The following is a 12526-nucleotide window of genomic DNA, read 5'->3' on the forward strand; positions in this document are numbered from 1 at the left end:
CTTACTTTAATAATCGGGTCGAGTTTGAGACCACTATGATACTACTTAATGACATACCGATCACGGCCATCCACGGCAACAGCAGGCCGGAAACTGCAAAAGGTAAAATAAGCAGGTTGTAGCCCAGCGCCCAGAAAATATTCTGGCGGATTTTGCGGCGGGTTTTTGCGGCAATATCCACCAGTGCTGGTACGGTGCTGAGTGACTCGCTCAACAACACAACGTCCGCCGCATTGCGGGCAATATCAGTGGCATTACCCACCGCAACCGAAACATCCGCACTGGCCAGTACCGGCGCATCGTTAATACCATCACCCAGCATCATGACTTTATGTCCCTGAGCCTGCAGTTTTTGCACCGCCTGATATTTTTGTTGTGGAGTTAATTCACCGGTGGCCACTGCCAGGGGCAGCTTAGCGGCCAGCTTATCAACATTCTGCTGGGTATCTCCACTTAATAGCACCAACTGAAAGCTGTCTAACCCAGCGAGGGTTTCAGCCGTATCGCTCTTAAGACTGTCGGTAACTTCATAGGCCGCCAGGCACTCGCCATTGCAAACCAGGTACACATTGGCGCTTACCGGTACAGCAGACGGGTCTGCCTGGGTAAACGTGGCTGAGCCGAGCAGGTATTGTTTACCCTCTACCGAGCCACGAATACCGCCGCCGGCAGTGACTTCAAATTCACTCACCGCAAATGACTCGCTGGCAGAAAATGCCTTACTGATAGGGTGTTCAGAACGAGCCTCAAGGCTTGCCGTTACATTAAAGTGATACTCCGCCTGCGTTGGATCCGCAAACCAGCGATCGGCAATGCCGAATTTACCTTCGGTGAGGGTACCGGTTTTATCCAGGGCAATGGTATCGATACCGGTGATTTGCTCCAGCGCATCGGCGCGCTTGAGCAATATTCCCTGTTTGTTGAGTCTGGCCATGGCACAGGTAAGCGCCGATGGCGTAGCCAGGCCCAACGCGCAGGGGCAGGTAGCTACCAGTACCGCAATTGCTATCCAGAATGCCTCGTTGTTACCCTGTACAGTCCAGTAAGCAAAGGTGAGGGCACTAATCGCTAATACCGCCACAACAAAATAACGGGAAAACGAATCTGCCATTTGCGCCGCTTTGGGCTTGTTGGCCATGGCGGTGGATTGCAGGCGTATAACCTGATTTACCAGTGCATATTTGAGTTGCTGATGCACTTCTATGGTGAGGGTATTTTGTTGATTCACCGTACCACCAAATACCGCCGCGCCAGTTTCTTTCAGGACCGGCTCAAACTCCCCGGTGAGCATGGACTCATCAATGGCTGAAGCGCCTTCGATAATGCGGCCGTCGACCGGAATGGTTTCACCCGCTTTCACCAGTACCTTATCGCCCACGGCAAGGTGTTTTGCCAGGCAGGGTTCAACTTTGCCATCATCGCTCAGCCGGTGAGCGGTAACCGGGATGTACTGCATCATATTGGCAGATATCTGCGTTGCCCGATGACGGGAGCGGTGCTCCAGGTAGCGGCTTAGCAGCAGCAAAAAGATAAACATGCAGATGGATTCAAAATACACGTCACCGGTTTCCAGCAACGTAGATTTGATCCCCGCAATATAGGTACCGAAAACGGCGATAGTCACCGGCACATCCATATTAACTGTACGGGCACTGATGGCTTTTATTGCCCCCAGGTAAAAAGTACTGCCGGAATAAAAAACCACCGGCGTAGTAAGAACCAGTGCAACCCAATAAAAATACTGGCGGGTTTCCGTTTCGATAGCACCAAACAAATCAAAATACAGGCCCGTCATTAACATCATGACCTGCATGGTCATCAGCCCGGCAAGTCCCAGTTTTTTGAGAAACTGCTTTTGTTCGTTCTGGTAAGAGGCTTCATGTTGATCCGGCTGAAATGGCAGTGCTGCATAGCCTATTTTCTTAAGCGCCTTCAAGATGCCGCTCAGATGAATAACTTCGTCAGACCAGGTAACCGCAGCCCGGCGCTCCGAAACATTCACGGAAACCTGGTTGATGCCGTTTACCCTGGCCAGTTGCTTTTCTATCAGCCAGCCACAAGCCGCACAGGTGATCCCCTCTACCGTGAGCTGAATTTGCTTGTTATTTCCTTCATCAATAACGAAGTCTTCCTGCAGGGCAGGGTCGTCATACATCGCCAGTTTTCCCAGCGTGGCCTGAAATTCAGTATCACCCCGGGCAGCCGGTTCGGTGCGAAACTGATAATAATCTTCCAGACCATTGTCGACGATGGCTTCGGCTACCGCCTGACAACCGGGACAGCACATAACCCGGTCTTTACCGAGTATAGTGGCATGATAGGGGCTGTCTGCTTCTGCCGGTAACCCGCAGTGGTAGCATTCGATGGCGGTAACGTTCATTAGGGAACGAATCGAATCTTATCTTTACGAGGCAGAGAGACTTCCTGCTGTACTTTCCAGCTGTCATCGATAGGCGTTAGAGATACGCGCCATTTACCGTTGGTGTCCTGCTCGGTAAAGCCACGATAAATCCCTTTTGCATCGCGGGTTAACAGCAGCGAGAAGTCTTTTTCCTGCAGTGTGACGTGATAAAAGTTGAGCTTAAGGGCGTTACCGGTGCTGGGAATACCGCTATGAAATTCCAGCGCAATCTGGCCTTCGTTAACCGTTAGGTCGGTCATGATCCGTAACCGGCGGGCTTCTTCTACCTTTGCCATGCTGGCGTTAATGGCTTTACCTTCTTTGTAATAATCGTCAACTACCAATGAATCTTCGGTGTTGGCGGCAAAATTTACTAAGAAATAGGCCATAACAAATGATGAAACCGGCACGGCTATTAGAAACCACGGCCAGAAGTATTTATACCAGGGTTTGGTATCGGTTTTTTCCATTACTGCATTCCCGATGAACTTTATGGAACGATTAATACGAATTCGGATAACACCTGATCAGGGCTTTATGCGAATTGATATTACGCTAGTGGTGAATAAAAAAGCCCCGTAAAAAACGAGGCTTTTGCATTATATTTTAAAATCTTAGTTAGACAAGCTGTACACGTAAGTAGCTACTACGTGGATCTTGTTGTCACCCAGTGTTTTCTTGAACGAAGGCATAACACCGTTACGACCGTAGGTCAGAGTTTCGGTGATAGCACGCTCAGAGCCACCGTACAGCCAGATGTTATCTGTCAGGTTAGGCGCGCCAAGCATTTGGTTACCTTTTCCGTCCATACCGTGACAGGCTGCACATGCCATGAAGCGGGCTTTACCAGCTTCGGCCAGTACATCGTGATTTTCTTCCATTTCACGACCACTCAGGCTCAGCACGTAAGCAACAGTTTCTTTAATGCCTTGCTCACCCATAGCGTCGATCCATGCAGGCATGGCTGCAATACGACCGTTAGTCAGGGTTTCTTTGATCTTGGCACCCGAACCGCCATACAGCCAGTCATCGTCAGTCAGGTTAGGGAAGCCCATGTTACCGCGGGCATCTGAACCGTGACATTGTGAACAGTTCTGCATAAACAGACGCTGACCCACTTTAACCGCTTCTTCGTTTTTAACCAGTTCTTCTACCGGTACCTGAGCGTACGCTTCGAAGATTGGGTCAAATTTTTCAGCCGCAAAGTCTAATTCACGGTCATACTGAACCAGATAACCTTCTTCTTTCGCTTCAATACGTGCCTGAGCTGATTCTTCTAAAGACTGTACATTCTGGTTAGAGCTCTTCCAGCCCCAGAATCCTTCCCAGGAACCTAAACCAGGATACAGAGCTAAGTAAAAGAAACTCCATACGATTGTGATGTAAAACAGAATGGTCCACCATCTTGGCAGCGGATTGTTGATTTCAACAATCCCGTCAAACTCGTGTCCCATTGACTCGCCTTCCGGATGGCCGGTGTAGTTGGTCAGGTTCCAACGTAACAGCAAGTAACTTCCGACTATGGTTCCCAGTGTGATCACAGAGATCCAAATTGTCCAAAACATGCTCATGAGTGTTAACTCCCGCTATTCTTTCTTTGATTCTTCTTGGTCTTCGTCGGCAAAGGGGAGGTTAGCGGCCTCGTCGAACTTTTTCTTGTTTCGACCGCTAAATGCCCACCACACAATGCCCATAAATATGACGAAGACGATGACAGTAAAAATGCTGCCTACAGTACCCTGGTCCATACTATTTCAGGTATGTGCCAAGGGATTGTAGATAAGCAATAAGGGCTTCCATTTCGGTTTTGCCTTTTACTGCCGCCTGTGCACCTGCGATGTCTTCCTCTGTGTAAGGCACGCCCAGCGTCTGGAATACTTCCATCTTCTTAGCGGTGTCTTCACCGGTCAGCGTGTTTTCTGCTAACCACGGGAAGCCTGGCATGTTTGACTCAGGTACAACATCACGAGGGTTAATCAAATGAACGCGGTGCCACTCATCACTGTAACGGCCACCAACACGGGCCAGATCAGGACCAGTACGCTTGGAGCCCCACAGGAACGGGTGCTCCCATACTGACTCACCAGCCACTGAATAGTGACCATAACGTTCGGTTTCAGCACGGAATGGGCGAATCATCTGGCTGTGACAACCTACACAACCTTCACGGATGTAGATATCACGACCTTCTAATTGCAGGGCCGTGTAAGGCTTAAGGCCTTTCACCGGTTCCATTACCTGCTGTTGGAACATCAGCGGCGTGATCTGAACCAGAGCACCCAAGCTGATTGCAACTAAGATAAGAACGGTTAACAGACCAACGTTCTTTTCGACTAATTCATGTGGATTACGCATTGCTACTACTCCTTATGCTGCGGCTGGTTCTGGAACCAGGCTACCTTTCGGTGCACTTACTGTTCTGTAAGTGTTGTAAGCCATGATTAACATACCGGCAACAACGAAGCAGCCACCCACGAAACGCACAACATAGAAAGGTTTAGACGCTTCCAGAGACTCAACAAAGCTGTAAGTCAGGGTACCGTCTGCGTTAACTGCACGCCACATCAGACCTTGCAGAACACCAGACATCCACATTGCTACGATGTACAGCACCACACCAATGGTAGCGAACCAGAAGTGAACGTTAACCAGTTTGGTTGAGTACATTGCTTTTTGACCGAAAAGGTGCGGGATCAGGTGGTAAATTGAACCAATGGATACCATGGCAACCCAACCCAGTGCACCAGAGTGTACGTGACCTACGGTCCAATCAGTGTAGTGTGATAACGCATTTACTGTTTTGATTGCCATCATCGGGCCTTCAAAGGTAGACATACCGTAGAAAGACAGAGAAACAATCAGGAAACGCAGAACAGGGTCGGTGCGCAGTTTGTGCCATGCGCCAGACAGCGTCATGATACCGTTGATCATACCACCCCAGGACGGTACGAACAGGATCACAGACATAACCATACCTAAAGACTGAGTCCAGTCAGGCAGGGCAGTGTAATGTAAGTGGTGAGGACCCGCCCAGATGTACAGTGAAATCAGCGCCCAGAAGTGAACCACTGACAGACGGTACGAGTAAACCGGACGTCCGGCCTGCTTAGGTACGAAGTAGTACATCATGCCTAAGAAGCCCGCAGTCAGGAAGAAGCCTACCGCGTTGTGACCGTACCACCATTGCATCATGGCATCTACGGCACCAGCATACATTGAATAGGATTTCATGAATGAAACAGGAAGCGCCATACTATTACCAATATGTAACACCGCAACCGTCAACATAAAGGCACCCAGGAACCAGTTCGCTACATAAATGTGCGATACCTTACGAATAGCAAGGGTTCCGAAGAAGTTAATGATGTAAGCAACCCACACCAGGGCAATCAGGATATCGATTGGCCATTCCAGCTCTGCGTATTCTTTACTGGTTGTATAACCGAAAGGCAGGGTCAGCACTGCGGCAACGATAACGGCCTGCCAACCCCAGAAAGTAAAGGCGGCGAGTTTATCGCTGAACAAGCGAACCTGAGATGTACGCTGAACGATGTAGTAGGAGGTTGCGAACAATGCACAACCACCGAAAGCAAAAATTACGGCGTTGGTGTGCAAAGGACGTAGGCGAGAATAGGTTAACCATGGAATGTCGAAGTTCAGGGCCGGGGCAAATAATTGCGCTGCAATAAATACCCCAAGGCTCATTCCCACAATACCCCAAATAACGGTCATAATGGTAAATTGCCGTACAACTTTATAGTTGTAATCTGGCTGTGCTTGGCTTATTTCACTCATTGTAATGAATCTTCCACTTCTTTTAAAAAAGGGTTTCCAACCGTGATACTAACGTATTTCAGGTGAGGTTGCGGACATCCCCTGAAGCCTATAGTTTGTGATTTATTGTCTACAGGCCAGTTGGTACCGCGGATAATAAAGTTTTTAATAATAAAAAGATACCATAAACTAGGAGCGCTTGATCCTAGTCAATAAAGAAAAACTGACATTTACAAAATAGTGATATTAATGATCAAAAAATTAACATTTGAGCGATTGCATAGGGTTAAACATGTCATTGTTTTTGCGGTAATTCTGCTAACTGCGGTAGTGGTCGGAATGGTGAATATTCTTAGCGAGAATAATAACTATAAGCCTGATAATAAAACGTCATGTTGGCTGGCTGGTAATTCTTGTGAAATTGAACTACCAGAAGGTACACTGATGGTAATGATGGATCGTTTGCCGACAATCGAAGAACAAATCCCACTCACTGTGACATTGCCTGAGGGGCTACAAATAGACTCAGCTTACATTGAAGGCGTGAATATGTTTATGGGTAAAATTCCGGTACCACTTAAGGCTGAGGGTAGTCGGCAATGGCGCGGTTGGTTTATGCTGGGAGCTTGCTCAGAACCCACCATGCAATGGCAAATGGTGATCACAATAAAAAACCGGCCGGAGCCGGTTTGGGTATTTTATACTACACAGATGTAGCTTACATCTGAGACTGCAGGTAATTAGGTAAGCCGAGAATTTTAATCAGCTTAAGCTGTTGTTCAAGCCAATGTGCGTGGTCTACTTCGGTGTCGTCGAGCAGTTCGACTAAAAAGTCACGCGTAACGTAATCCTGGGCTTCCTCGCATACAGCGATTACATCTTTTAATTTAGCACCTACTTCGTACTCTACGCGTAAATCGCTTTCGAGCATTTCTGGTACGTCTTTACCCACTTTAAAGCCGGTACGCTGAGTCATATCCGGCGCATACTCAAGCATCAGCATACGATCAATAAGTTTGGTGGCATGACCTTTCTCATCGTCAAACTCATGATTGATGCGTTCATACAATTTATTGAAGCCCCAATCGAGGTACATCTGTGCATGAATGAAATACTGATCCATCGCCGCTAGCTCGTATGAGAGCAGTTCGTTGAGGCCGTCAAGGACTTTTTGATTACCCTGCATTAGTCGTCTCCCATTACTTGCGCTTGCAGATAGTTCTCGATACCCATGTTTTCAATCTGGTATTCCTGGGTTTCGATCCAGTCTAAGTGTTCTTCTTCATATTCGAGCAACGATTCCAAAATATCGCGACTCACATAATCCTGTTTTTCCTCACACAGGGCAATTGCCTTGCGGAGCAGGGGAAGTTGCTCTTCCTGAAATTTCTTATCGCACTGAAGCATTTCTTCGGTGTGCTCACCGATATACAGCTTACCCAGCGCCTGTAGATTAGGCAGACCTTCCAGAAACAAAATGCGCTCAATGAGTTCGTCGGCTTGTTTCATGTCTTTAATTGACTTTTTGTAGTCTTTCTCATTGAGTTCTTCCAGGCCCCAGTTTTTAAACATACGGGCATGAAGGAAGTACTGATTGATCGAGGTCAACTCACTGGTTAACACTTCGTTTAGTATGGCAATTACCGATTTATCGCCTTGCATAATCTGATTCCTGAGCGTTTAATGGCTTAAGTCTAGGTGGTATTGTACAGCATATCAAGTTTTTCTATAAAAAACAGTCACATACAAATGATAACGATTATCGGTTTGTCCTTTGTTAGTATTTGGCGTAACACCTTGATTACTCAACTAAAGACAAACTTTCCTCGGCAAAACCCAGCCCGGCCTCAGTAAAAAAGTTAAACACTTTATCAACACCGTTATCGGCCAGAGCAGACACTTCGTCTTCATAGCGGGCAATTGCGGCTATCTTACCGCTGTAACCTGCATTTTTTAGCTGCTTGGTAATGTTGATGGCATCCTCAATAGACGGGAGGGCCAGCAGAACCAACTGTACATGACGGATATCCAGGTTTTCCCACAGGTCAATGTCTTCACCGTCACCATTGATCACATTCATGCCGTCTCTGCGCATCCGCTGTATTTTTGTGCGGTCGGCATCCATTCCCCATACGCGGGAATCCGCAATCTTGTTTAACGACGTAAAAGCACCTATACCAACCCTACCAAGGCCAACCACTAGAATTTTGGCGCGGGTGATTTCAGGGTAAATGTCCTCTTTAAGGCGGACCGGACTCTCCAGCTTTTTCACCGGCTCTTTAATGCGCTGATAAATACTGTGTGAATAACGGTACACAATACTGGTAAAAATAAACGAAATTGAAGTAGTTACCGCCAGTACCACCAGCCATTTTTCACCCATCATGCCCAGGCTCACCGCCAACGCACCAACGATAAGGCCAAATTCACTGTAGTTAGATAGCACCAAACCACCGAGGTAGGCTGTACGACCACGCAGTTGCAGGCGGGTAAACAACCAGAAGAAAAGCATAAATTTTATTGGAATGATAAGCACCAGCAGACCGGACATCATGAGCATGTTAATGTCTGGTAGTGCGGTTAGCCCGATGGATAAGAAAAAACCAATCAGGAAAAGATCTTTAAACGCAAGCAGGGACTTTGCCATTTCCGACGCTTTCGGATGGGGAGCAAATAACAACCCAAAGATAAGTGCGCCCAAATCGCCTTTAATATTAACCAGTTCAAATAAATGATATCCGCCCAGGGCAAAAATAAATCCGGTAAGAGGCAATAACTCGCCGTGACCGGACTGATTAAGAACGCGTTTCAAAACAGGCATTAGTGGAATAATCAACAATAACAGCGGTGCCCACAAACTGGGAATTTTACCGGTTGCAACAACCAGAAATACCACGGCAAAGATATCCTGCATAACCAGCACACCAATAGCCAGCTTGCCATGGCGGGTTTTTGATTCTCCCGCTTCTTCAAGGACCTTTACAACGCAAACAGTACTGCTGAACGACAGGGCAAAAGCAATCAGGGCAGCAGATTGCCAGTCCATCTGACCGGTTAATGCACTCAAAACCGCGCCGGCAGCTATTAAAAACGCAGTTATCACAACCACCCACAACAGCGTATGAGCAATACTTCCGGCCCAGACTTCCCGTTTGGATAAATCTTTCAAATTTAGTTTAAGGCCAATCGTAAACAGCATAATGGTAATGCCCAGATTGGCGAACGTTGTAATGGCGGGGGTGGCAGAAAAACCAAATGCGTTAAGCAGGAACCCGGCAACAAGATAGCCAACTAACGGCGGGATGCCGATAAGTTTTACACCCAGACCGCAAACAAAAGCGAAGAGTAAAAATATATATTCCATTAAATGCTATCGAAAGACTGGTTTCAGTACAAAATATCACGATAACTCAATGGCTGGCAAAGCCAGTACGCAAAAATTCCCGCCAAGCCATGCCGATATACCAAGGTCTTAGGGCGACAAACTGGCCTGAGCAGAACTTCAGGGTACTTAAAAGTGTAAAAGCAACGCCTAAAGCAAGCGCTAATGCGCTTCGGCCAATTTCTCACTGTGTTCCAGAATATTCAGTTCCTGTAACAATTCATATTCGCGAACCTTAATGGTGCCCAGCTCAAACGTGATCTCGCGTTTACGTTCGTTTGGATCAACAGACAGCGGTTTTCGACGAACCTCAGCTTTGTTTAAAGGCGTTACGTTAGAGTAGTGAGCTGACGAGGAGTGATTCTGTTCGAAAGAACCGGGTAGGTAAGAAGACTTTTCAAAAGACAGCGCTGAGTGTGCAGAGCCATTGGATTCGTTCTGAGCAGCCATTGATTGCTCTTTATGAGCGTTGATCTCATCGGCTCTGTCCATGGTACGAAGTTTGCGAGCAAATATTTCCAGACCAACACGGTTAACAGTAACGCCGAGTTCCTGGCATTGCTTATAAGTAATGTCGTTGTCTTTATAATTGTTCTGACGAACTAATCGTTTTACGGTTTCTAATTTTTCCATTTTTGCGCACTTATTATTTTATCCGACTGATTTAATGCCAGAATTTATATTTATGGATTATTATGATGTTAAGAATCGTAAACACACCGATTTCTCAGACCGATGTTACAGGTGATTAATTGAGCACGCAATGCTACAAAAGTCAAATATTTGACGTCTATTTAAGCGTTTTGCACATTTATTGCGTTTAACTGTATGATTCGCGCTGTAAATTTACTTGACGGAATAAGGTGGAAGTCAGTTGTCAGCAGCCAGTAAGGAAACGTCAAAAAACCGCGCCATCACTCGCGTACTTATCATCGAAGGGTCGGTTAACCTGTTATTGTGTCTGGTGAAACTGGTCATTGGCCTAGTCACCCAATCTTCGGTGATCCTCGCCGATGCACTCCATTCACTGACTGACTTAACCAACAACATTATTGCTGTGGTGGCACTGCGGATCAGTCATAAACCACCGGATCACTCTCATCCGTATGGTCACCAGAAGTTTGAATACCTGGCGATATTTATTCTGGCAGTACTGCTTAGCGTGGTGGCCTTTGAATTAGTAGCCTATGCCTATGAAAATCATGGACAGGTGGTTCAGCAAAGTTATGCCGGACTAGGCATTCTTATTCTGGCCATTATGGTCAATTTTACTCTGAGCCAGTGGGAAGGCCGCCAGGCTAAAAAACTCGGTTCAAAACTCCTCGCCGCCGATGCCAAACATACGTTCAGCGACGTGCTGACATCCATTGCCGTATTGGTAGGGTGGCAGTTGGCGGCAATGGGCTATTATTGGTTAGGGAAGATGCGAATAAGTCCCCGATGTGAGATCATAGCTGCATAGTAAATCACAGCCATTACCGCCCATGAGCCAACAGTTAACTTTTGCCGATAGTGAGTTTTCCAGCAAGCGCCGCCAGACTCGTAAAGAGATATTCTTATCCAGAATGGATAAACTGCTGCCGTGGCCTCAACTGCTGGAAGTGATTGAACCCTTTTATCCTAAAGCTGGCAATGGTAGACGTCCGTACGCGCTTGAGACCATGTTTCGCATTCATTGTATGCAGCAATGGTATAGCCTCGGTGATGAAGCCATGGAAGATGCGTTATATGAAATTGCCTCGATGCGTCAGTTTGTGCAACTGTCATTGGATAAAGCCATTCCAGACCGCACTACCATTATGAACTTTCGGCACTTGCTGGAAAAGCACAAGCTGACTCGCAAATTATTCAAAACGGTCAACCAATGGCTGTCTGACTGCGGTGTGATGATGACGCAGGGTACACTGGTGGATGCGACGATTATTGAAGCACCCAGCTCCACTAAAAACAAAAAGAATGAACGAGACCCTGATATGCATCAGACCAAGAAAGGCAATGAATGGCACTTCGGTATGAAAGCCCATATTGGTGTGGATGCCAAGAGTGGCCTCACCCATACGCTGGTGACCACCGCCGCAAACGAGCATGACCTGAACCAGTTGAAGAACCTGTTGCATGGCGAAGAAGAATTCGTTTCCGGCGATGCCGGTTATCAGGGCGCTTCGATGCGGGAAGAGTTGCAAGATACGAATGTGGAATGGCTGATTGCTGAACGCCCCGGAAAAGTCCGGGCACTGAAAAAGCATCCTCGCAAAAACAAAACGGCCATTAACATCGAATACTTAAAAGCCAGCATCAGAGCAAAAGTGGAGCATCCGTTTCGGATCATCAAATGTCAGTTTGGCTTTATCAAAGCACGTTATAAAGGGCTGATGAAAAATGACTCACAGTTAGCCATGTTATTCACCTTAGCGAACCTGTTTAAAGTAGACCAGATGTTAAGGCGACAGCCAAGATCTATCTGAAATCCGGGAATAACCCGGAATAAGGCCGAAATCAGGCCTAAAACGGCAGTATATTTGCCGAAATTGAAATTTTAGCGTTCAAAAATTAGACGGTAAGTGCAAAGGCTGGTTCAAGAACTAAATTGCAGGACTTATTCGCAGTTTCCTTAGATACCCTGTTTTGTTTGCTGGTTGCCATCGTTGTTGGCAAGCTGGCCTGGGAGTTGTTTCAACAGGCTTTGCCGGTACTGGTAGATGCGGATGTGACCGCTGAGCAATTTTCGCCTGAGCAACTGGCCCGGGTGGTCAGTGAGTTTGTGGAGATCGATGGCGTCACGGATATTCGCAGTCGGGCAATGGGGGAGCAGGTGATATGTGATTTAACCCTGCAAATAAACCCTGAACTGTCACTTACTGCGGCGCATGCCCTGTCTCATGCGTTCGAAGACCGCCTCAAAGAAGAGTTTGAGCTGTATGATGTCATCATTCATATAGAACCTGCTAAATCAACATAATCAAGGAGTT

Annotated in this window: 14 protein-coding genes; 4 read left to right on the forward strand and 10 right to left on the reverse strand. The window is 47.0% G+C overall.

Going from position 1 to position 12526, the window contains the following annotated elements:
• Position 1: 1 nt before the first annotated feature.
• From AC566Q_RS11940 to ccoN, 6 genes are all read right to left on the reverse strand, one after another.
• Positions 2 to 2380, reverse strand: coding sequence for a heavy metal translocating P-type ATPase (locus AC566Q_RS11940; protein WP_499616970.1), 2379 nt, complete (start codon positions 2378 to 2380; stop codon positions 2 to 4).
• Positions 2380 to 2871: a FixH family protein gene (locus AC566Q_RS11945; RefSeq protein WP_499616973.1), complete on the reverse strand. Its 492-nt coding sequence runs from the start codon at positions 2869 to 2871 to the stop codon at positions 2380 to 2382. The genes AC566Q_RS11940 and AC566Q_RS11945 overlap by 1 nt, the downstream gene beginning before the upstream one ends.
• Before the next feature lie 144 nt (positions 2872 to 3015).
• The gene (gene ccoP, locus AC566Q_RS11950) at positions 3016 to 3972 is read right to left on the reverse strand and encodes a cytochrome-c oxidase, cbb3-type subunit III (protein WP_499616975.1); all 957 of its coding nucleotides are present in this window, start codon (positions 3970 to 3972) and stop codon (positions 3016 to 3018) included.
• 15 nt (positions 3973 to 3987) lie between these two features.
• The gene (locus AC566Q_RS11955; RefSeq protein ID WP_296049228.1) at positions 3988 to 4149 is read right to left on the reverse strand and encodes a cbb3-type cytochrome oxidase subunit 3; all 162 of its coding nucleotides are present in this window, start codon (positions 4147 to 4149) and stop codon (positions 3988 to 3990) included.
• Between the two features lies 1 nt (position 4150).
• On the reverse strand, positions 4151 to 4756 hold the full coding sequence (ccoO, locus tag AC566Q_RS11960; protein WP_499616978.1) for a cytochrome-c oxidase, cbb3-type subunit II: 606 nt from the start codon (positions 4754 to 4756) through the stop codon (positions 4151 to 4153).
• 12 nt (positions 4757 to 4768) lie between these two features.
• Positions 4769 to 6196, reverse strand: a complete 1428-nt coding sequence (gene ccoN / locus AC566Q_RS11965; protein WP_123323713.1) for a cytochrome-c oxidase, cbb3-type subunit I — start codon at positions 6194 to 6196, stop codon at positions 4769 to 4771.
• A gap of 228 nt (positions 6197 to 6424) precedes the next feature.
• Here ccoN and AC566Q_RS11970 point away from each other — a divergent pair, with 228 nt between their 5' ends.
• A complete protein-coding gene (locus AC566Q_RS11970; protein WP_499616980.1) occupies positions 6425 to 6892 on the forward strand; it encodes a hypothetical protein in 468 nt (155 codons plus the stop codon).
• 1 nt (position 6893) lies between these two features.
• Here the strand turns inward: AC566Q_RS11970 and bfr (AC566Q_RS11975) are convergent, their stop codons facing one another.
• The 4 genes from bfr (AC566Q_RS11975) to AC566Q_RS11990 all read right to left on the reverse strand — a co-directional run bounded on the left by bfr (AC566Q_RS11975) (position 6894) and on the right by AC566Q_RS11990 (position 10190).
• Entirely contained in the window at positions 6894 to 7361 is a 468-nt protein-coding gene (gene bfr / locus AC566Q_RS11975; RefSeq protein ID WP_499616983.1) for a bacterioferritin, read from the reverse strand.
• Complete coding sequence (gene bfr / locus AC566Q_RS11980; RefSeq protein ID WP_499616986.1) at positions 7361 to 7837, reverse strand: bacterioferritin; 477 nt, start codon at positions 7835 to 7837, stop codon at positions 7361 to 7363. Before bfr (AC566Q_RS11980) ends, bfr (AC566Q_RS11975) begins: the two co-directional genes overlap by 1 nt.
• Positions 7838 to 7976: 139 nt before the next feature.
• Positions 7977 to 9539: a cation:proton antiporter domain-containing protein gene (locus AC566Q_RS11985; protein ID WP_499616989.1), complete on the reverse strand. Its 1563-nt coding sequence runs from the start codon at positions 9537 to 9539 to the stop codon at positions 7977 to 7979.
• Positions 9540 to 9719: 180 nt separating this feature from the next.
• The gene (locus AC566Q_RS11990; RefSeq protein ID WP_296051986.1) at positions 9720 to 10190 is read right to left on the reverse strand and encodes a hypothetical protein; all 471 of its coding nucleotides are present in this window, start codon (positions 10188 to 10190) and stop codon (positions 9720 to 9722) included.
• Between the two features lie 241 nt (positions 10191 to 10431).
• On the opposite strand from AC566Q_RS11990, the gene AC566Q_RS11995 reads away from it, so the two are divergent.
• The 3 genes from AC566Q_RS11995 to AC566Q_RS12005 all read left to right on the forward strand — a co-directional run bounded on the left by AC566Q_RS11995 (position 10432) and on the right by AC566Q_RS12005 (position 12516).
• Entirely contained in the window at positions 10432 to 11019 is a 588-nt protein-coding gene (locus AC566Q_RS11995; RefSeq protein WP_499616992.1) for a cation diffusion facilitator family transporter, read from the forward strand.
• A gap of 22 nt (positions 11020 to 11041) precedes the next feature.
• Complete coding sequence (locus AC566Q_RS12000) at positions 11042 to 12022, forward strand: IS5 family transposase (RefSeq protein WP_230237739.1); 981 nt, start codon at positions 11042 to 11044, stop codon at positions 12020 to 12022.
• Positions 12023 to 12144: 122 nt separating this feature from the next.
• Complete coding sequence (locus tag AC566Q_RS12005) at positions 12145 to 12516, forward strand: cation transporter dimerization domain-containing protein (protein WP_499616994.1); 372 nt, start codon at positions 12145 to 12147, stop codon at positions 12514 to 12516.
• Positions 12517 to 12526 lie beyond the last annotated feature (10 nt).

The organism is Alteromonas sp. H02, from assembly GCF_059682525.1.